Origin of the sequence: Paeniglutamicibacter sp. MACA_103 (assembly GCF_045798555.1) — a bacterium.
Lineage (GTDB): Bacteria > Actinomycetota > Actinomycetes > Actinomycetales > Micrococcaceae > Paeniglutamicibacter.
The window spans coordinates 27,477-45,426 of sequence record NZ_JBIXLN010000031.1 but is presented as its reverse complement, the minus strand read 5'-3'; the positions used below and the strand labels follow the sequence as shown (position 1 = coordinate 45,426).

The following is a 17,950-nucleotide window of genomic DNA, read 5'->3' as shown; positions in this document are numbered from 1 at the left end:
CGGAAGGCGCGGTGCCTCGGCCACGGGATCCGCTACCCGTGTCCTGCGGCACCACGCCTTCCGATGCGGGAACCGTGCGGTTCCCGGCTCCCTGGAAAGGGTGGGAGTGCTACTTCAGCAGCTTTGCTCCCCTGGTGAGGACCTCGGCGGCAACCACGGAAATCTTGTCCTTGGAGTCTGCAGCCGGGATGTAGATGAGCGCCGGCTCGCCGTAGGTGATTTCGATGCCCTTCTTGGTGTCCTTGGCGCCGACGATCTTGGCGGTCGTGTCGTCCAGGCCAATGGTCCCGCCGTCTTCCTTGGGCTTGGCGGTGGTCGTGGCGGTGAAGCTGCCCGAGACCAGTGCCCCGCCGTCCGGGGTGGCCAGCACCACGGTGTCCTTGGCGTTCACGGTCCGCTTGAAGGTGATCGTCGCGTCCTTGTTGGCCTTGACCAAGGCGTTCTGGTCCTTGGCGTTCAGGGTCAGGAAGGCGTTCTTGGCGAACTTGTCGCCATCTTTGGCCTTCTCGTTGTCCATGAACCCGGCGAGGCGCTCGAGGGCGGTCTTCGGGTTCATGACCAGGTCCTTGGCGTCGTCCTTGAGCTGCTTCACCGACTGGTCGCCCACGGCGATGCCGGGGAACGTGGAGCCGGGGAGCATCGGGGTGGCGAAGGCGACCTTGTAGTTCTCCCGAGGCCCGGACTGCGTCAGCGTGATCGCGGTGGGGATCGTGGAGGCGCCGGAGTCCTTGGCGGTGACGACCATGATGGAGCGCGGGAAGTGCGCGCCGTCGTCAGTGGGCACGGCAGCCGAGCGGATCACGCTGGTGTCGATGGCCGCCGGGGCGTCGATCTTGACCTTGTCATTGCGCAGCGCGTAGTTCTGGTTGCGCAGGGCCTTCAGTGCACCGGTGGTGCGGGCGTCCAGGTCCTTGGGGTTCCGGGACTTGTCGGCCTTGGCCACGGAGGCGGAAGCCTCGCCGAGGATGCGCTCGAGTTGGTTTTGCAGCACCACGGGGAAGACCTTCTCGGCTTCCTCGGTGGCGGAGCTTTCCGCCGGGCTCGACGAAGAACCGACGGCCAGGGCCGGTGCGGAGGGCAGCAGCACCAAGGCCAGCACGGAGGCGGTCGCCACGACCTTGGCCACGGTGTTCTCGCCGGACTTGGGCGCGGGCGTGGTGGGCAGCGTGTCGGTCTGCGGGGCGTCGGGCTGGCCGGCAGCACGGCGTCCGCCGCCGGAACCGCCGCGGGGCGCGGTGCGCACGGCGGCCAGGGCGATGCCGGCAATGAGCAGCAGCGAGCCGGCAATGATCAACGGCATCGAGAACGGGGTGGCGGTGTCGCCGGGCCAGGTCGCGGTGATGTCGGTGGGGGCCGCGGCCTTGCCGTCGGCGGCCAGCAGCAGCGTCCAGGATCCCTCGTCGGGATTGGTCCAGCGGTAGGTCATGGTCTTGTCGGCGTTTTCGGTCGCCTGGAAGATGTCGTCGCCGGCCGGGTTGGGCACCTGGTCTTCCCCGGTCTCGGAGGTCGACTCGAGGAGGGTATCTTCGGCATTGATGCCGGTGATGGTGGTGTGGGCGGCCTTGCCGACCCACGCCTGCGCATCGGCGGAGCGCACCAGCGAGGCGGTGAACTTGCCTTCGGCGTTGATGGTGATTTCCGTGGGGTGTCCGCCCACGGTTCCGGCCCCGGCTTCGATGAGTGTCACTGGGGCGGCTGCGGGGGCCTGGGCAAAGGAAGCGGTCAGCGTCTCGGGCGGTGCCCAAATGGTTCGCTGGCCGATCCCCACCACCAGGGCTGCCAGCCCAAGAATGATAGCGATCGCTGAGAAGATCTTTCGCACAATTACACCTAACGGATGAGGGGGTCGAGATTCGGCCTCGGGTGCCACCCACATCATTTATCAGGATGACACGCTCACAAGTCTAACGAGTTCTAGCGCATCGGGGTTCCGGAATGTGGGTAGCACCACGCCGACACCCCGTGAGGCGTCGGCCACTTTTCGGCCCATGCGACTTCGATAGGCCAATGCCGCCAAGTGGGCGCTCGGGGCATTAAGCTCGGAATTGTGACTACTCAAGACGGGGACGAAGCAGCAACGCCGGAAGGCACCGGGGCCCACGGCACCGAACCGGGAGCCGATGCCGAAGGACAGGCCGTCCCGGGCCCGAATGCCGTCCCGGAAAGGTCCGCGGCACCCCGCCGATGGTGGCGCAGGGCGCTGGGCAGCGCCCAGCAGACCCTGGACGCACGGATCAAGCCGCCGGCGAATTTCGGGTTCCCGCCGGAACCGCACCGCGATCCCGCCGAGGGCCCGCCGGATACCGACGTCTCCCCCCAGGCCAACCCGATCGCCTTCGGCTTCCTCTTCACCGTGGGCGTGGGGTTGGCACTGCTGGGCTTCTTCCTGCTGACCAACGTGGGGTCGCTGGTCATCTGGATCGCCATCGCCCTGTTCATTGCGCTGGGCCTGGACCCGATCGTGCGATTCCTGGTGGCCCGCGGATTCCCGCGGGCCGTCGGCGTGGTGGTCACGATGCTCGCTCTGCTCGGCGGTGTCGCCGGATTCATGGGCGCCATCATCCCGACGCTCACCGAGCAGACCGCGCAGTTCATCGAGCGCGCGCCGAAGATCGTCGACGACTTCCTGAAGTCCGAATTCTTCGTCACCCTCGATGCGCAGTACCAGCTCTCGGACCGGATCAGCGATGAGATCGGAAAGTTCTTCTCCGACACCGGTGCCGTGGGCGGGATCTTCGGAGGGGTGCTGGGGGTGGGCAGCGTGATTGCCCAGGGCATGTTCGGCGTGCTGACCGTGCTGGTGCTGGCCATCTACTTCCTGGCCTCGCTGCCGGCATTGAAGTCCTTCGCCTACCGACTGGCCCCGCATTCGCGCCGGGCCCGCGTGGAGGAACTGGGCAACACCATCACCCTTTCGGTCGGCAACTACGTCATGGGCCAGGCGTTCGTGGCGTTGTTGAACGCGACGGTCGCACTGGTGCTCATGAGCATCCTGGGCGTACCGTTTGCCGCGCTGCTGACCCTGCTGGTGGCCATGTTGGCCTTCATCCCGCTGGTCGGCGCCGTCATCGCCGGCATCCTCGTTTCCCTGGTCTCCCTGACCCTGGGCTGGCAGACCACCGCGATCTACGCGATCTGCTACTTCGGGTACCTGCAGATCGAGGCCTACTTCGTCTCCCCGCGGGTCATGCAGAAGGCGGTGTCCGTCCCCGGCGCGGTGGCGGTGATCGCGGTGATCGCGGGAGGCTCGCTGCTCGGCGTCGTCGGCGCGCTCATGGCCATTCCCGTGGCGGCCGCGGTCATGCTGATCCTGCGCGAGGTCTTCATCGTCAGGCAGGACAACCGCTAGGTGCACGGGTAGCGGGTTCGCGGCCGTGCGCCGCAGCCGTGTCGGCTCGCCCGTCAGTAGCGGTAGGAGCGTGATTCCCAGCACTTGGGGTGCCAGTGGCGCCGCGCCGCGGCCGAGGCGTCGTCGCCGGACCAATGGTCGGCTCGCCACGCCACCAGGTGCTCGGTCCCAGGCTTGATGAACTGCCCGCATCCGGGACACTTGTAGGTCTTTGCCGCGCCCACCGCGGATATCCGGCGCACGTGCCACTGGCCGTCAGGCGCGTCCTGCAGGCGCTGCACGCCGTAGCGGGCCTTTTCCAGCCACGGTTCATCCGACCCGTCGTCGGGCCGCGTCCACTTGTTGACCCGGCCGGAACGGGGCTTGGGGGCGGATGAGCGGGAGGGACGGTTCGAGCGGGCCATGGTCCAATTCTGCCCCAGATGCGCCGCCCGCCCGGCGCGGGACGCACCCGGGGCACCGCCCGTCGGGCCACGGCCGGCGCGCGAAACCCGGTAGAGTGCCTGTTGTGCGTTTAGTCATTGCCAAGTGTTCAGTTGATTACGAGGGCCGTTTGCGTGCCCACCTCCCCCTGGCGACCCGCCTGCTGATGGTCAAGGCCGACGGCTCGGTGCTGGTCCATTCCGACGGCGGCAGCTACAAGCCGCTGAACTGGATGAGCCCCCCGGCCGTGATGCGGGTCCTCGAGCCCGACGAGGAGCAGGCCGCCGAGGGCGACGTCGAGCTCTGGCACGTCGCGCACCAGAAGTCCGACGACCGCCTGGTGGTGCACATCAAGGAGATCATCCACGACACCGAGCACAACCTCGGGATCGATCCCGGGCTGATCAAGGACGGGGCCGAGGCCGACCTGCAGCGCCTGCTGGCCGAGCAGATCGAGACCGTCGGCGCCGGCTACACGCTGATCCGCCGCGAGTACATGACCGCCATCGGCCCGGTGGATATCCTGGCCCGCGACGCCGACGGCGCCACCGTGGCCATCGAGCTCAAGCGCAACGGCGACATCGACGGCGTCGAGCAGCTCACCCGCTACCTCGAGCTGCTCAACCGCGACCCGCTGCTCAAGCCGGTGCGCGGCGTCTTCGCCGCCCAGAAGATCAAGCCGCAGGCCCGCACGCTCGCCGCCGACCGCGGCATCGCCTGCCTGGTGTTGGACTACGACGCGATGCGCGGCGTCGACGACGTGGCGGCACGCCTCTTCTAGGTCCGCACCCTACGCCCCGCTCCCCCGCGGCCGGCCCCGCATTCCCGCGCGGCTGGGGGTCCCGGCGCGCGCATCGGCCGGCGGCGCGGAACCGTCCTCCGAAACTTTTGCGGCGCGGATGCATGATTCGCCGCCGTCCCCGGACCTAGACTGGGTCCATGACTGCCACCGATTCACCCGAACGTTACGCGCTGACCGGACGACTCGTCACTCCCGGAAGGGACATCGCCGAGGGCATCGTTGCCGTGGAGGGCGACCGCATCGCCTTCGCCGGCGACGAGCACGAGTTTACGTTTTTCGACGGATCGGACACCTTCGAGCTGCGCGAGAGCCCGGAAGGCACCATCATCATCCCGGGCCTGATCGACCTGCACTGCCACGGCGCCGCCGGCGGGGACTTCCCTTCCGGGGACCCCGAGTCGATCACCGCGGCCATCGAGCACCTGCACCGTTCGGGCACCACCACGTTCCTGGCCTCGCTGGTCACCGCCCCGCGCGCGGACATGCTGGCGGCCGCGGGAGTGCTGGCCGGATTCGCCCAGCGCGGGGACCTCGCCGGAATCCACGCCGAGGGCCCGTTCCTCTCCGTGACCCGCTGCGGCGCCCAGGACCCCGCGTACCTCTCCGACCCGGATCCGGACTTCGTCGACGAGCTGATCGATGCCGCCGCCGGCCAGCTGCGCACCATGACCTATGCCCCGGAACGCCCCGGGTCCGACGCCCTGCTCGAGCAGCTGGTCTCCCAGGGCGTGGTCCCTTCCCTGGGGCACACCGACGCCGACGCCGCGATGGCCACGGCCTCCCTTGAGGTTGCCCGCGAAGAACTTTCCAGCGCCGGGGTCGACGGCTTCACCGAGCGCCCCACCGTGACCCACCTGTTCAACGGCATGCCGCCGATGCACCACCGCGCGCCCGGGGCCGTCGCGGCCTGCCTGGAACTGGCCGCGCAGGGGAAGATCATCGTCGAGCTCGTGGCCGACGGCGTCCACCTGGACCCCGCCATGGTGCGGACCATGTTCGGCTTGCTGGGCGCCGAGTCCATCGCACTTGTCACCGACTCGATGGCCGCCGCCGGACTGGCCGACGGCAGCTACACGCTGGGTCCGGCGGAGGTCACGGTGAGCAACGGGGAGGCCCGCCTGGCCTCGGACGGATCGCTGGCCGGCGGCACCGCAAGCCTGCTCGAGGTGGTGCGTGCCGCGGTGGCCGCGGGCGTGGAGCTGCGCGACGCCGTCATCTCCGCCACGACGGTGCCCGCGAGCGTGCTGGGGCTGATCGACGAGGCAGGGCGCCTCCACCAGGGCTTCGTGGCCGACCTGCTGGTGCTGGACGCGGATCTGGGCCTGCGGCAGGTCGTGCGCAATGGCCGCAATCTTTTGTGAAGTTTCCGCTTAGCAACCGGCCTCGGGGTATTGACCCAAGTCACGCGATTGTGTGATGCTTGACTCAGTCTTTGTGTTGGTTAGTCATACCCGCCAAAGCAGTGCTGCGGGTGTGAAGTAGCTGCGGTGGGGTCAACCTCTCGCCAGTGTTCTTCTCACTTGAGTACCACCAAATGGTCGTTGCACAGTGCAACGGTCAGTTTTTCGCACTAAATGAGGAGAAATACATGGCTCAGGGAACCGTGAAGTGGTTTAACGCCGAAAAGGGATTCGGCTTCATCACTCCCGATGGCGCCGAGGCCGACGTGTTCGTGCACTACTCGGAAATCCAGACCAACGGTTTCCGCACGCTGGAAGAAAACCAGCGCGTGGAATTCGAAGTTGGCCAGGGCGCCAAGGGTCCGCAGGCCACCGGCGTCGTCGGTCTCTAAGGACTTCACAGACTCTTTGATCTTTTCGCCCGCAGGGAGACCGGCCGCGACGCGGCACGGAACCGGATGGGCGTCAACCTAAGAAGAAGCAAAAGGCATGGGGCGGGATGATTTATTCATCCCGCCCCATGCCTTTGTCTTGCTTGTTCAGTCTTGCCGCCAGGTGCCGACGCCCGCAACGGGGCCGGCTTCCAACCATGCCGAAAGGCCGTTGTAGGTCTGGTAATCCATGGCGACCAATACTTCTCGGCCTTCATAGCTCATCATCACGATGACGCTTCCGGGCTGCACCAGATGCTTTTCCTCTTCCGCGGGACGCCGCCAGCCCTTGAGCCGGATGGAGGTCCGCAGGAATCGATGCACCGGGATCGGGGAGACCGAAAAGAGCTTGAGGAACTCAAGCTCTCCGGGGCCATAACGCGCAATCGCCATCATCCACTTCCCGGAGGAAGTGCAGATGGAAGCGTCGAAAGTGCCAAGAGTGCGCCGCAATTGAATGCGGCGCACTCCCATGGCACCCAAGAACATCACCACAAGCAGCAGGGCTGCCAACACGATGAGCACAGGAATGCCGAGTTCGTTCAAGGCAGGACTATCGAGTTCCCGCCGGGACGGAGTCGGCCATGACGGCGTTGTCCGCTACGATCACGACGCGGTCGGCGTCAACGGAGAAGAACCCGCCATCAACCTGGACCGAGAACCGTGACCCGGAGACCGGAACGATTTCCATATCCCCGGCAGCCAGGACGGCCAACATCGGCACGTGGCCGGGAAGGATCCCGATCTCGCCGTTGCTGGTGCGTCCCTTGACCAGTTTCGCCGCACCCGACCACACGAAGTGGTCGGCTGCAACGATTTCGACTTGGAGTTCGGCCATGATTAGCGAGTCGACTTCTGGATGTCGGCCCACTGGCGCTCAACGTCGTCCATGCCGCCGATGTTGAAGAATGCCTGCTCGGCAATGTGGTCAACGTCGCCGTTGCAGATCGCGTTGAAGCCCTCGATGGTGTCCTTGATGGCAACCGTCGAACCCTCGACACCGGTGAACTGCTTGGCAGTGTAGGTGTTCTGGGAGAGGAACTGCTGGATGCGACGAGCACGCGATACAACGATCTTGTCCTCTTCACCGAGTTCGTCGATGCCGAGGATCGCGATGATGTCCTGCAGTTCCTTGTTCTTCTGGAGGATCTGCTTGACGCGAACCGCGGTGTTGTAGTGGTCGTGACCAACGTACTGCGGGTCAAGGATTCGCGACGTGGAGGTCAGCGGATCGATGGCCGGGTACAGACCACGGGAAGCGATTTCACGGGAAAGTTCCGTGGTCGCATCCAAGTGGGCGAAGGTCGCGGCCGGGGCCGGGTCCGTGTAGTCATCGGCAGGCACGTAAACGGCCTGCATCGAGGTGATCGAGTGGCCCTTGGTCGAGGTGATGCGCTCCTGGAGGAGACCCATCTCGTCGGCAAGGTTCGGCTGGTAACCCACGGCCGAAGGCATGCGGCCCAGCAGGGTCGACACCTCGGAACCGGCCTGGGTGAAGCGGAAGATGTTGTCGATGAAGAGCAACACGTCCTGCTTCTGCACATCGCGGAAGTACTCCGCCATGGTCAGTGCCGAAAGCGCCACGCGAAGACGCGTTCCTGGCGGCTCATCCATCTGGCCGAACACCAAGGCGGTGTCCTTCAAGACGTTGGCTTCTTCCATTTCGACCCAGAGGTCGTTGCCTTCACGGGTGCGCTCGCCAACACCGGCGAATACCGAGGTACCACCGAAGTTGCGGGCCACACGGGTGATCATTTCCTGGATCAGCACGGTCTTGCCAACGCCGGCGCCGCCGAACAGGCCGATCTTTCCACCCTTGATGTACGGGGTGAGAAGGTCGATCGACTTGATGCCGGTCTCCAGCATTTCGGTCGAGCCTTCGAGGCTCGCGAAGCTCGGAGCCTTGCGGTGGATCGGCCAGCGCTCGGTGATCTCGAGTTCCGAGGCCGCAACGTCGAGGGGCTCGCCCAGCACGTTGAAGATGTGGCCCTTGACAACGTCGCCAACGGGTACGGAGATCGGGGCACCGGAATCGACAACCTGGGTACCGCGGACAAGTCCGTCGGTGGCCTGCAGGGCGATGGCACGAACCATGGAGTCACCGAGGTGCTGGCTGGTTTCGAAGGTGATGGTGGTGGTCTTGCCGTTGAGAGTAATCTCAGCGGAAAGAGCATTGTAAATAGCAGGCAGGGAGTCGGCGGGGAATTCAACGTCGACAACCGGGCCGATAACGCGTGCGATACGACCGATTGCACCGGTCGAGGCAGCGGTACCCTGCTCGTTGAGTTGGGCAGTCATCTCTCTCTCACTTCACTTGTGTAGATGGCGTGGATGTAAGTGTGGGTAGGAAGTTCCCGTTAGCCGTTCAGCGCGTCAGCGCCGGCAACGATTTCGGAGAGTTCCTGGGTAACCTCGGCCTGGCGGGCGTTGTTACGAAGACGCGTGTACTTCTTGATGAGTTCCTTGGCGTTGTCGCCGGCGGACTTCATTGCACGCTGTCGGGCTGCGAGCTCGGAAGCCGCCGCCTGCAACATCGCGTTGAAGATGCGTGATTCGATGTACCGCGGAAGCAGTGCGTCAAGCACCTGCTCCGGCTCCGGCTCGTATTCGTAGAGCGGCAGCAGCTCGTCGGCAGGAGTCTCGGACTCCTCCTCGACAACCTCAAGCGGCAGCAAACGAATGACCGTCGGTTCCTGAACGACCATCGACTTGAACTGGGTGAAGACAACGTGGATCTCGTCCACGCCTCCCACTTCAAATTCGTCGGCGAAGTCCTTGAGCAGGGCTTCGCGCAGTTCGCGTGCGGTCGTAAACTCCGGGGCGTCGGTACCACCGGTCCACACCTTCGCGTATTCGCGTCCACGGAAATCGAAGTACGCCTGAGCCTTGCGGCCGACCAGGTAGGTCTTGACGTCCTTGCCTTCTTCATGGAGCAGTTCTACGAGGTGCTCTGCCTGCTTCAAGACGCTGGCGGAGTAGGACCCGGCGAGTCCGCGGTCCGAGGTCATGACCAAGACCGCCGCGCGACGGATTGACTCCGGCTCGGTGGTCAGTGGGTGATCAACCTCTGACTGTGACGCGACGGCAGTAACAGCACGGGTAATCGCATTGGCGTACGGCAGCGATGCCGAGACACGCGCGCGTGCCTTGCCAATACGGGAAGAGGCGATCAGTTCCATCGCCTTGAAGATCTTGCCCATCGACGTCGTCGATGCAATCTTCTGGCGGTAGACCCGAATCTGGGCTCCCATGTTTGTCCTTTCCTTATCCCTTTGCAGGGGCTGCCGCACCGCACCTTCGGGTGCGGCAACCCCTAATCAAAGGTGATGTCAGCGCTTTTGCTTGACGATCTTTTCCTGGTCGACGGATCCCTCGGCCAAGGCGTCGAATTCTTCCTTGCCGGCGGCGACAAGCTTGTCGTCGCCTTCACCGAAGAAGCCGGCCTTGAAGTCGACGATGTTCGACTTGAGCGATTCAACGGTCTCGTCCTCGAGCTTGCCGGTCTCGGCAATCACGGTGAGCACGTTGGTGCGGTGACGCAGGTGAGCGATGAACTCGGTTTCGAAACGACGAACGTCCTCAACCGGGACATCATCCAGGTAGCCCTTGGTACCGGCCCACACGGAGACGACCTGGTCCTCAACCGGGAACGGTGCGTACTGTCCCTGCTTGAGAAGTTCCATCAGGCGTGCGCCACGGGTCAGCTGCTGCTTGGAAGCGGCGTCCAGGTCCGAGGCGAACATGGCGAATGCCTGCATGTCGCGGAACTGTGCCAGCTCGAGCTTCAACGTACCGGCAACCTTCTTCATGGCCTTGATCTGCGCCGAGCCACCAACGCGGGACACCGAGATGCCCACGTCGACTGCCGGACGCTGGTTGGCGTTGAAGAGGTCCGACTGCAGGAAGATCTGGCCGTCGGTGATGGAAATGACGTTGGTCGGAATGAAGGCCGAGACGTCGTTTGCCTTGGTTTCGATGATCGGCAGACCGGTCATCGAGCCTGCTCCGAGCTCGTCGGAGAGCTTTGCACAACGCTCAAGCAAGCGGGAGTGCAGGTAGAACACGTCGCCCGGGTAGGCTTCGCGTCCCGGCGGGCGACGCAGCAACAGCGATACGGCGCGGTAGGCTTCGGCCTGCTTGGACAGATCATCAAAGACGATCAGAACGTGCTTGCCGTCGTACATCCACTGCTGGCCAATGGCCGAGCCGGCGTACGGTGCCAGGTACTTGAAGCCGGCCGGGTCGGAGGCCGGGGAGGCGACAATGGTGGTGTATTCCAGCGCACCATTGGTTTCAAGGGTCTGGCGCACTGCGGCAATGGTCGAAGCCTTCTGACCAATTGCCACGTAGATGCAGCGGACCTGCTTGTTGGTGTCCCCGGAAGCCCAGTTGGCCTTCTGGTTGATGATCGCGTCAACGGCCAGGGCGGTCTTGCCGGTCTGGCGGTCGCCAATGATCAGCTGACGCTGGCCACGGCCGATCGGGATCATCGCATCGATGGCCTTCATGCCGGTCTGCAGCGGTTCGTGAACCGACTTGCGCTGCGTCACGCCCGGAGCCTGAAGCTCCAGTGCGCGGCGACCGGAGGACGCGATCGGTCCCAGGTCATCGATCGGCTCGCCCAGCGGGTCAACCACTCGGCCGAGGAAGGCGTCGCCAACCGGAACCGAAAGGATCTCGCCGGTGCGCTCTACGCGCTGGCCTTCGGCGATGCCGGTGAAGTCGCCCAAGACGACGACACCGATCTCGCGGGTGTCAAGGTTCTGGGCCAGGCCCAGGGTGCCGTCTTCGAAGCGAAGCAGCTCGTTTGCCATGACGGAGGGAAGACCCTCCACCTTGGCGATGCCGTCACTTGCCGTGGTTACGCGGCCGACCTCGGTGCGCTCTGCTTTGCCCGGTTCGTAGGACGCTGCGAACTCATTCAAGGCATTGCGGACGTCGTCGGCGTTGATGGTCAATTCGGCCATCTGCAGTCCCTGCTCTCCTAAGTTGTGATTACCGCGGTCAATCGTTGCGGTAACCGAAATTTGATTCAGTCTATGGTGACTGGCCTGCAAGGCAGGCCCCCCGTGTTGAAGTGGGGGGCTGCCTAGCTTGCCAACTGGCGGCGAAGATCCGCGACGCGGGTGGCGATGGTTGCGTCAACAACCTCGTCTCCCACCTTGACGCGGATGCCGCCAACTAGTGCCGGGTCGATCTCGACATTGATCTTCAAGTCCCGGCCGTAAAGGTTGTTCAGGCCTGCCTGCAGGCGCGCTGTCTGCTCCGAAGTGAGGTCACGGGTGACACTCACCTGGGCAATCCAGCGGTCCTGGCGTTTAGCCACCAATTCCACGAAGCGCTCCAGAAGTGCGACGGGCTTGAGCCCGCGCGGCGAAGCGACGGCCTGGCGGATCAGCAGTGCAGATGCATCCGAGGCGTTCGGCACCAGCTTGAGCGCCAGGGCGCCCTTGGCTTCGGCCGTTGCCTTGGAATCATCGAGGGCACGCTGCAGATCGTGACTGGACCCAACCACACGGATGAACGCGAAGAGGTCTTCTTCGAGCCTCTCCAGTCCTGCGGAACCGCCCTGACGCTCGGCTACCGCGATGGCGACAGTTGCCGCCACGGTCTCCAGTGCATCGCCAATGTCTCGTGCCGAGCTCCAACGCGAGGTTGCCAGAGACGCGACGGTGGATTCGGCTTCCGCCGAGACCTTCCCGCGCAACAGCTGGGCAACAAGCCCCGCCTTGTCCGAGGCCCCGCGGGCCGGATCAGTCAGTGCGCGACGCAGGCCAGCATTGCCATCCAGAACGTCAACCGTCCCAAATAGCTCGGCGGACAATTCCAAGGACGCGTGTGCAAGCTTGGTTTCCAACGACGCCAGCGCCGCGGACAGTGACTCGCTCGATACACCTGCCATTAGTTCGATGCACCTGCGTTCTGCTGGGTTTCAAGGTCTGCCAGGAACTTGTCGACCACGCGGGAAGCGCGCTCGTCGTTCTCAAGGGCGTCGTCGACGATCTTGCTGGCAAGCGAAGTTGCCAGGGTTCCGACCTCGGCACGCAGCGAGGTAACTGCTGCGGTGCGCTCGGCTTCGATCTGGCGGTGGGCCTGCTCGGTGATGCGAGTCGACTCTTCTGCTGCCTTGGTCTTCAGTTCCGCAAGAATCAGGGCACCTTCTTCGCGCGCTTCCTCACGGATGCGGTTGGCTTCGGTGCGTGCTTCAAGCAGCTGTGCCTTGTACTGCTCAAGGGTGGCGTTGGCTTCGGCCTGTGCGGCCTCTGCCTTCTCAAGTCCACCCTCGATGGCCGTGACACGGTCCTGGTAGGACTTCTCGAATGCCGGGGCAATGTACTTGACCACCAAAAACAGCAGGACAGCGAAGCCTGCAGCAGTGACAAGAATTTCCCACGGGTTCGGAAGCAGCGGGTTGGCACTCTCGCCTGCAGCGAGGATCAATTCGTTGCTGATCATTCTCACTCTTCCTTATCTCTTAAGTTCCAATTGCAATGGCGCCTGCGACAGTGGCAGGGCCACTACGAGGGGAACTAGGCGCCGACGACGAAGGCGAAGACGAGGCCCAAGATTGCCAGTGCTTCTGCAAGGGCGAAGCCCAGCATGGCGATGGGCTGAAGGATGCGCTGAGCTTCCGGCTGACGAGCTACACCGTTGATGTAGGCAGCGAAGATCATGCCCACGCCGATGGCCGAGCCGATTGCAGCCAGGCCGTAGCCGATCATGTTGAGGGAGCCGTGGAGTTCCATTTCGTTCCTTTCAAGATACCGACACTTTGTCGGCAGGTTGTGAGGTCATTCCCCCATTCAAGGGGGAAAACTTTAGTTGGTTGGTGCGAGCCCGGAAAGCTTAGTGGGCGTCTGCATCCAGGGCACCCTGGATGTAGATGGCGGTCAGCAGGGTGAAGACAAATGCCTGCAGGACCATGATCAGGAGTTCGAGGAAGTACATCGCCACCGAGCCGACGATGACCAGGACGCCGACGGCGTTCAGGGCCAGCGACTCCTGGACCATGATCAGGTGACGGGCGCCGGTGGAGGCAAGCATCACGATCATGTGGCCGGCGAGCATGGTCGCCATCAAACGCAAGGAGTGTGTCAGCGGGCGAACGATGAAGTTGGAAATGATTTCCAGCGGCACCATCAGCGGCATGATCCAGCCCGGGACTCCCGAGGGAACAACGGCCAGCTTGAAGTAGCGGATGCCGTGGTTCTTCACGCCGACGGCGATCCAGGTGCCGTAGATGATGATGGCCATGGCGTAAGCCGCACCGGCGTGGGAGAACGAGGGAAGCTGAAGGAACGGGATTGCCCCGAAGAGGTTGTTCAGCAGGATGAAGAAGAAGGTCGCAAAGAGCAGCGGCACCCACTGGGCGAAGTTCTTCTCGCCGATGATGTCGCGGCCCACGCTGTTACGGACGAAGCCGTAGGCGCTTTCGGCCAGGAACTGTGCCTTGCCTGGTACCAGCTTCGGATTCTTGATGGCCGACTTGAAGAACCACACGATCAAGATGATCGAGAGGATGATCATGACCATCTGCTTGCCGAAACCGGTCCCGTACTCGGCTAACCATGGCAGCACCTCGGGAAGGTGGGTGTCGGAAATCGACGGCGGGACATAGGGTTCTGTGGCCGTCGGAAGCGCAAACGCGGTCAACGCGCTGTCCTCTCTGCAGTTTCGGTCGTGGGGCAATATCGGCGATTTGGCGCAAGGCACCGCTCGCCGTGTGAAGTTCTAGTGGTCGATCTCATCACTGCGTGGAAACCCGCGGCGTCGATGCCGCAAATGATGGCGAGCCAGAAACAATCCTGCGGTGGCGCCTAGCAGCGCACCGAGGAAAACAATCCAGCGGGTGTCCAGCAAAAGATCCAGTCCCCAGCCTATCAAACCCCACGCGATCAGCCCGCCAACAATGTAGTTGACGTACTCGCGGGTGGGAGCTTGTTTTGGCGCGTGGCCGGGGTCCGTTTCAGGGTTTTCCATGGTCCCCTCCCGTGGATGGGGACGGCGATGGATCGTCGTGGTCGAAAATGGGAAGCCTCGCCCGGGAAAAGGCGCGGATCTCCCCAAACTGCCACAGCACGAGGGAACCAATGGCCCCCCACATGAAGTAGGGTGCGAGCACCCATTCGGGCAGCCCGGAAAAAAGCACCAGGAAACCCATGCCCAGGATCTTGACGATGTACATGAACAGGAACGCGGGCAGTGCCCAGGCGGCGCGATATCGGCCGGCCGACTCGGCAACGAGCAGGCTGATGCCAAAGAACACGACAATCAGGCCGCACCCGAAGGCCAGCGAACCGGCGGCTTGCGCGCCCAGGATCGGCCACGCGGCAATGGAAACCACGGCCCCGACACCAAAGGTGTAGGAAACGCAGGTTTTCAGGATGCCCAGCCAAGGGGAACGCGGAGCCGACGATGCTACCAACGCACCGCTGGGCTTCGAACCGCGTCCCGGCTTGATCATGTATATCCAGTTCCCTTGTGTCTGCAACACCCACCGATGATGGGTCCCGCACGACATGGAGGCTTGATGAGGGGTATGTTCCTCAGTGAAGAGGCACCTTGAATTCTACACGAGATAGAACGAAGGCCGGACTCGGCGGCCGGCAGCTTCCCCGGACGAACCGCTCCTACTTGCCGCCGGGCATCCCCAGCTTGCCGCGGGCCCGCTTGAGCATGGGCAGCCAGGTGATGAACGTCACCAAAATGAAGGCCGCAACATACGCGGGAATTGCGATCCGCCGGTCGCTGAGGGATATCACCACGACGCCCGAGGCGACCAGGACGGCCCACAGGTAGAGGATCAGCACCACCGCGCGGGGGCTGTGCCCCAGGTCCACCAGCCGGTGGTGGATGTGCCCGCGGTCGGCGCTGAACGGGGACCTGCGCTTGGCGGTGCGCCGAATGACGGAGAGCAACAGGTCAAGGTACGGAAGCACGATCACCGCGATCGGCAGGATCACCGGCATGAACGCCGGGACGTTGCGGAAGCGGTAGGCGTCCTCCCCCAGCACGTCGCCGGTAACCGCGAGCGTGGCCACCGCGAAGAGCAGCCCGATGGCCAGCACTCCGGTCTCCCCCATGAAGATGGAAGCCGGCTGGAAGTTGTGCGGCAGGAAGCCCAGCGTGGCGCCCAGCAGCACGGCACACAGCAGTGCCGAGAGGTTTGCGTAGTCCTCCGCGCTGACGCGCGTTGCCAGCAGGTAGCTGTAGACAAAGAAGGTTGCCGCGCCGATGGCGGAGATCCCGGCGGCCAGGCCGTCCAGGCCGTCGACGAAGTTGATCGCGTTCATGGTGCCCACGATGATCAGCACCGTGACGGCGACCTGCAGCGACGGGGAATCGATGTGCAGCGAGCCCACGGGAAGCGCCTTGAGCAGGATCCCGTGCTGGACTATCACCAGGCCCACCGCGACCTGGCCGATGAGCTTGGCCCACCAACGCAGGTCTATCAGGTCATCGAGCACTCCCATCACCAGGATGATGCCCAGGGCGATCAACACCCCCCGGATGGGTTCGGGAGACCTGAAGATCCCGGTGAAGAACCACATCTGCTCGGCGACCGAGATGCCCAGGTACAGGGCCCCCACGATGGCAACGCCGCCCAGCTTGGGGGTGGGCTTCTCGTGGAAGTCGCGGTCGCGCACCGGGAGCTGTGGCATGAAGCGCACGCCCAGGACGCGGAGCACCGGAGTGAGCAGATACGAGGTCAAGAACGTGATCCCGATCAGCAGCAAGTAGCTTCTCATGGCGTCCGGGCGGACTCCCCTGCGGCGTCCCCGCCTGGCGCGGCACCGCGATTCGCTGTTTCGCCGGGGACCGCATCGGGGCCGGCAGTCGCGTCGGTGTCGGTCGACGTGTCGGTGGAATCGTCAGGGGCGGGCTGCGCGGCCCGGGCTGCGTCGTCCGCGCCCGATTCGCGCTCGCCCGCGTCGGTGGCCGATGCCTCCGGTTCCGGTGCGGTGTCATCCGCCAAGGCCGCATCCGGCTCTTCATTGCCGTCCAGGAGGTCGGGGACCACCACGCGCAGCGCTTCGAGCGAGAGGGCCCCGGCGCGCACCACGCGCGGCGGGGTGAGCGTGCAGTCGATGATGGTCGAGCTTAGTGCTTCCCCGGAGATCGGGCGGGGCCCGGCCTCCAGGTACACCTCGACCGATTCGCCGAGCTGTCCGAAGGCCTCTTCGGCGGTGGCCGCGGCCGGGTTGCCGGTGCGGTTCGCCGAGGAAACGGCCAACGGGCCGGTGCTGCGCAGCAGCTGGCGGGCCACCTCGTCGTCGGGCACGCGCAGCGCCACGGTGCCGCGGGTCTCCCCCAGGTCCCAGGTCAGCGACGGCTGGGCATGCAGGATCAGCGTCAGCGCACCGGGCCAGAACTCGGCCGCCAGCTCGCGGGCGAAGCCCGGGACGTCGACGGCCAACCCGTCCATGGTCGCGGCCTGCGGGATGAGCACCGGCGGCGGCATGTTGCGCCCGCGCCCCTTGGCGGCCAGCAGCGTCGCCACGGCCTGGGCGGAAAAGGCGTCGGCGGCAATGCCGTAGACGGTGTCGGTGGGCATCACGATGCATCGGCTTTCGGCCAATGCGGCGCGTGCGGCCTCGAGGCCAGCCTCGAGTTGCTGGCTGTCGCGGGCATCAAAACGTGAAGTCACGTGTTTCATTCTTCCATGTTTCGTGGGGTTTCAGCGGCGGATGCCGCTCGTGGCCCGGTCCCGTCCGGTCAGGTCCAGGTGGGTCGTTACCTGCTCCCAGGCGCCGGAGGCGGCAAACATCGCGGACATCGCCGCGGCCTGGACCTCGGCGTGTTCCATGACGAAGAAGCCCCCGGGGCGCAGCAGCCGTGCGGCGGTGGCCGCGGCGGCGGTGGGCAGGACCATGCCGTCCTCCCCTCCCCCGTACAGGGCCATGTGCGGGTCGTGGTCGCGGGCCTCGGGCTCGCGCGGCACCGCGTTGGCGGGGATGTAGGGCGGGTTGGAGACGACGACGTCGACGGTGCCGTCGAGCTCGGCAAACGCGTGGGTCAAGTCCCCCTGCACGAGCCTCACGCCCAGCGGCTCCAGGTTGCGCGCCGCGTAGGGGTAGGCATCGTCGGACAGCTCCACCGCATGCACCCGGGCTCCGGGCAGCTCGTGGGCCAGCGAACCGGCGATGGCGCCGGATCCGGTGCCCAGGTCCACCATGAGGGGGTGCTCCAGGCCGCGGGCCGCGTCGATGGCCAGTTGCACCACCGACTCGGTCTCCGGCCGGGGCACGAACACGCCCGGGCCCACCGCGAGGTCAAGGTAGCGGAAGTGGGCGACGCCGGTGAGGTGCTGCAGCGGCACGCGGGTGGCGCGCCTGGCCACCAGCTGTGCATAGGCCTCGGCCTCGGAGACGGCAAGGCCCTGGCCCATCATGGCCAGCGACGCGAGCCGCCCGCGGGTAACGCCCAGCACGTGCGCCGCCAGCAACTCGGCGTCCACCCGCGGGGAGGGGACCCCGGCGGAGGCCAGCGCGGCCGCGGCCCCGGCAAGCACCTGGGCCAGCGGCGTGCCGCTTCCCGATTCGAT

General features: G+C 64.9%; 20 protein-coding genes. 4 read left to right on the top strand and 16 right to left on the bottom strand.

Annotated features, from left to right (window positions below):
* Window positions 1-109: 109 nt before the first annotated feature.
* Window positions 110-1,822, bottom strand: a complete 1,713-nt coding sequence (locus ACIPVK_RS14920) for a hypothetical protein (protein WP_407612762.1) — start codon at window positions 1,820-1,822, stop codon at window positions 110-112.
* 225 nt (window positions 1,823-2,047) lie between these two features.
* On the opposite strand from ACIPVK_RS14920, the gene ACIPVK_RS14915 reads away from it, so the two are divergent.
* Window positions 2,048-3,349 (top strand): AI-2E family transporter, encoded by a 1,302-nt coding sequence (locus tag ACIPVK_RS14915; protein ID WP_407612761.1) that lies wholly within the window; start codon window positions 2,048-2,050, stop codon window positions 3,347-3,349.
* Window positions 3,350-3,402: 53 nt separating this feature from the next.
* Here ACIPVK_RS14915 and ACIPVK_RS14910 read toward each other — a convergent pair whose 3' ends face one another.
* Window positions 3,403-3,753, bottom strand: coding sequence for a hypothetical protein (locus ACIPVK_RS14910; protein WP_407612760.1), 351 nt, complete (start codon window positions 3,751-3,753; stop codon window positions 3,403-3,405).
* Between the two features lie 104 nt (window positions 3,754-3,857).
* Here ACIPVK_RS14910 and nucS point away from each other — a divergent pair, with 104 nt between their 5' ends.
* The 3 genes from nucS to ACIPVK_RS14895 all read left to right on the top strand — a co-directional run bounded on the left by nucS (window position 3,858) and on the right by ACIPVK_RS14895 (window position 6,366).
* The gene (gene nucS, locus ACIPVK_RS14905; RefSeq protein ID WP_407612759.1) at window positions 3,858-4,553 is read left to right on the top strand and encodes an endonuclease NucS; all 696 of its coding nucleotides are present in this window, start codon (window positions 3,858-3,860) and stop codon (window positions 4,551-4,553) included.
* A gap of 158 nt (window positions 4,554-4,711) precedes the next feature.
* Complete coding sequence (gene nagA, locus ACIPVK_RS14900; RefSeq protein ID WP_407612758.1) at window positions 4,712-5,935, top strand: N-acetylglucosamine-6-phosphate deacetylase; 1,224 nt, start codon at window positions 4,712-4,714, stop codon at window positions 5,933-5,935.
* 227 nt (window positions 5,936-6,162) lie between these two features.
* Window positions 6,163-6,366 (top strand): cold-shock protein, encoded by a 204-nt coding sequence (locus tag ACIPVK_RS14895; RefSeq protein WP_068735141.1) that lies wholly within the window; start codon window positions 6,163-6,165, stop codon window positions 6,364-6,366.
* Between the two features lie 147 nt (window positions 6,367-6,513).
* On the opposite strand, the gene ACIPVK_RS14890 is transcribed toward ACIPVK_RS14895, so the two are convergent.
* The 14 genes from ACIPVK_RS14890 to prmC all read right to left on the bottom strand — a co-directional run bounded on the left by ACIPVK_RS14890 (window position 6,514) and on the right by prmC (window position 17,950).
* Window positions 6,514-6,951, bottom strand: coding sequence for a DUF2550 domain-containing protein (locus ACIPVK_RS14890; RefSeq protein ID WP_407612757.1), 438 nt, complete (start codon window positions 6,949-6,951; stop codon window positions 6,514-6,516).
* Between the two features lie 7 nt (window positions 6,952-6,958).
* Complete coding sequence (locus tag ACIPVK_RS14885) at window positions 6,959-7,243, bottom strand: F0F1 ATP synthase subunit epsilon (RefSeq protein ID WP_407612756.1); 285 nt, start codon at window positions 7,241-7,243, stop codon at window positions 6,959-6,961.
* A gap of 2 nt (window positions 7,244-7,245) precedes the next feature.
* Window positions 7,246-8,703 (bottom strand): F0F1 ATP synthase subunit beta, encoded by a 1,458-nt coding sequence (atpD, locus tag ACIPVK_RS14880; protein WP_217389146.1) that lies wholly within the window; start codon window positions 8,701-8,703, stop codon window positions 7,246-7,248.
* Between the two features lie 59 nt (window positions 8,704-8,762).
* Entirely contained in the window at window positions 8,763-9,656 is an 894-nt protein-coding gene (locus ACIPVK_RS14875; RefSeq protein WP_217389145.1) for a F0F1 ATP synthase subunit gamma, read from the bottom strand.
* A gap of 78 nt (window positions 9,657-9,734) precedes the next feature.
* A complete protein-coding gene (atpA, locus tag ACIPVK_RS14870; protein ID WP_407612755.1) occupies window positions 9,735-11,372 on the bottom strand; it encodes a F0F1 ATP synthase subunit alpha in 1,638 nt (545 codons plus the stop codon).
* Between the two features lie 122 nt (window positions 11,373-11,494).
* Window positions 11,495-12,307: a F0F1 ATP synthase subunit delta gene (locus ACIPVK_RS14865; protein ID WP_407612754.1), complete on the bottom strand. Its 813-nt coding sequence runs from the start codon at window positions 12,305-12,307 to the stop codon at window positions 11,495-11,497.
* Window positions 12,307-12,861: a F0F1 ATP synthase subunit B gene (locus tag ACIPVK_RS14860; protein ID WP_407612753.1), complete on the bottom strand. Its 555-nt coding sequence runs from the start codon at window positions 12,859-12,861 to the stop codon at window positions 12,307-12,309. The genes ACIPVK_RS14865 and ACIPVK_RS14860 overlap by 1 nt, the downstream gene beginning before the upstream one ends.
* 74 nt (window positions 12,862-12,935) lie before the next feature.
* On the bottom strand, window positions 12,936-13,151 hold the full coding sequence (locus ACIPVK_RS14855; protein ID WP_071213157.1) for a F0F1 ATP synthase subunit C: 216 nt from the start codon (window positions 13,149-13,151) through the stop codon (window positions 12,936-12,938).
* Window positions 13,152-13,251: 100 nt separating this feature from the next.
* Complete coding sequence (atpB, locus tag ACIPVK_RS14850) at window positions 13,252-14,058, bottom strand: F0F1 ATP synthase subunit A (protein WP_407612752.1); 807 nt, start codon at window positions 14,056-14,058, stop codon at window positions 13,252-13,254.
* A 78-nt stretch (window positions 14,059-14,136) separates the two neighbouring features.
* Window positions 14,137-14,385 carry a hypothetical protein gene (locus ACIPVK_RS14845; protein ID WP_407612751.1) on the bottom strand — a complete coding sequence of 83 codons (249 nt, stop codon included), beginning with the start codon at window positions 14,383-14,385 and terminating at the stop codon, window positions 14,137-14,139.
* Window positions 14,372-14,869, bottom strand: a complete 498-nt coding sequence (locus ACIPVK_RS14840; RefSeq protein WP_407612750.1) for a hypothetical protein — start codon at window positions 14,867-14,869, stop codon at window positions 14,372-14,374. The genes ACIPVK_RS14845 and ACIPVK_RS14840 overlap by 14 nt, the downstream gene beginning before the upstream one ends.
* A 166-nt stretch (window positions 14,870-15,035) precedes the next feature.
* On the bottom strand, window positions 15,036-16,154 hold the full coding sequence (locus tag ACIPVK_RS14835; RefSeq protein ID WP_407612749.1) for an MraY family glycosyltransferase: 1,119 nt from the start codon (window positions 16,152-16,154) through the stop codon (window positions 15,036-15,038).
* Window positions 16,151-17,062 carry an L-threonylcarbamoyladenylate synthase gene (locus ACIPVK_RS14830; RefSeq protein WP_407612748.1) on the bottom strand — a complete coding sequence of 304 codons (912 nt, stop codon included), beginning with the start codon at window positions 17,060-17,062 and terminating at the stop codon, window positions 16,151-16,153. The genes ACIPVK_RS14835 and ACIPVK_RS14830 overlap by 4 nt, the downstream gene beginning before the upstream one ends.
* Window positions 17,063-17,083: 21 nt before the next feature.
* Complete coding sequence (prmC, locus tag ACIPVK_RS14825; RefSeq protein ID WP_407612776.1) at window positions 17,084-17,950, bottom strand: peptide chain release factor N(5)-glutamine methyltransferase; 867 nt, start codon at window positions 17,948-17,950, stop codon at window positions 17,084-17,086.

Bases quoted from the DNA above. Each gene is read 5' to 3' on its own strand.
- ACIPVK_RS14845 (WP_407612751.1), bottom strand. From the start codon at position 14,385: ATGGAAAACCCTGAAACGGACCCCGGCCACGCGCCAAAACAAGCTCCC.
- ACIPVK_RS14865 (WP_407612754.1), bottom strand. From the start codon at position 12,307: ATGGCAGGTGTATCGAGCGAGTCACTGTCCGCGGCGCTGGCGTCGTTG.
- atpA (WP_407612755.1), bottom strand. From the start codon at position 11,372: ATGGCCGAATTGACCATCAACGCCGACGACGTCCGCAATGCCTTGAAT.
- ACIPVK_RS14910 (WP_407612760.1), bottom strand. From the start codon at position 3,753: ATGGCCCGCTCGAACCGTCCCTCCCGCTCATCCGCCCCCAAGCCCCGT.
- ACIPVK_RS14885 (WP_407612756.1), bottom strand. From the start codon at position 7,243: ATGGCCGAACTCCAAGTCGAAATCGTTGCAGCCGACCACTTCGTGTGG.
- ACIPVK_RS14860 (WP_407612753.1), bottom strand. From the start codon at position 12,861: ATGATCAGCAACGAATTGATCCTCGCTGCAGGCGAGAGTGCCAACCCG.
- ACIPVK_RS14875 (WP_217389145.1), bottom strand. From the start codon at position 9,656: ATGGGAGCCCAGATTCGGGTCTACCGCCAGAAGATTGCATCGACGACG.
- ACIPVK_RS14840 (WP_407612750.1), bottom strand. From the start codon at position 14,869: ATGATCAAGCCGGGACGCGGTTCGAAGCCCAGCGGTGCGTTGGTAGCA.
- atpD (WP_217389146.1), bottom strand. From the start codon at position 8,703: ATGACTGCCCAACTCAACGAGCAGGGTACCGCTGCCTCGACCGGTGCA.
- ACIPVK_RS14835 (WP_407612749.1), bottom strand. From the start codon at position 16,154: ATGAGAAGCTACTTGCTGCTGATCGGGATCACGTTCTTGACCTCGTAT.
- nagA (WP_407612758.1), top strand. From the start codon at position 4,712: ATGACTGCCACCGATTCACCCGAACGTTACGCGCTGACCGGACGACTC.
- ACIPVK_RS14895 (WP_068735141.1), top strand. From the start codon at position 6,163: ATGGCTCAGGGAACCGTGAAGTGGTTTAACGCCGAAAAGGGATTCGGC.
- ACIPVK_RS14830 (WP_407612748.1), bottom strand. From the start codon at position 17,062: ATGAAACACGTGACTTCACGTTTTGATGCCCGCGACAGCCAGCAACTC.
- ACIPVK_RS14855 (WP_071213157.1), bottom strand. From the start codon at position 13,151: ATGGAACTCCACGGCTCCCTCAACATGATCGGCTACGGCCTGGCTGCA.